Genomic DNA, 332 nt, shown 5'->3' on the forward strand with positions numbered 1-332 from the left:
ATAATGACCAGCCGAATGAGATTGCTGAGCATAAGGACATCGATGATGAGGATCAGACTGTAACTTCTAAGAAGACTGATAAGCCTTCTGAGTCGGATGAGCCTAGTGATGAGCCGTCTGAGTCGGATGAGCCTAGTGATGAGCCGTCTGAGTCGGATAAGCCGTCTGAGTCGGATGAGCCTAGTGATGAGCCGTCTGAGTCGGATAAGCCTTCTGAGTCGGATGAGCCTAGTGATGAGCCGTCTGAGTCGGATAAGCCTTCTGAGTCGGATGAGCCTAGTGATGAGCCGTCTGAGTCGGATGAGCCTTCTGAGTCGGATGAGCCTAGTGAT

General features: G+C 51.5%; 1 protein-coding gene. It reads left to right on the top strand.

Annotation, left to right across the window (positions count from 1 at the left end; genetic code table 11):
• A partial coding sequence (locus QP915_RS06885) for a hypothetical protein (protein ID WP_284768795.1) occupies positions 1 to 332 on the top strand: 332 nt, incomplete at both ends.

The sequence above is a fragment of the Corynebacterium sp. MSK158 genome, from assembly GCF_030229085.1.
Taxonomy (GTDB): Bacteria; Actinomycetota; Actinomycetes; order Mycobacteriales; family Mycobacteriaceae; genus Corynebacterium.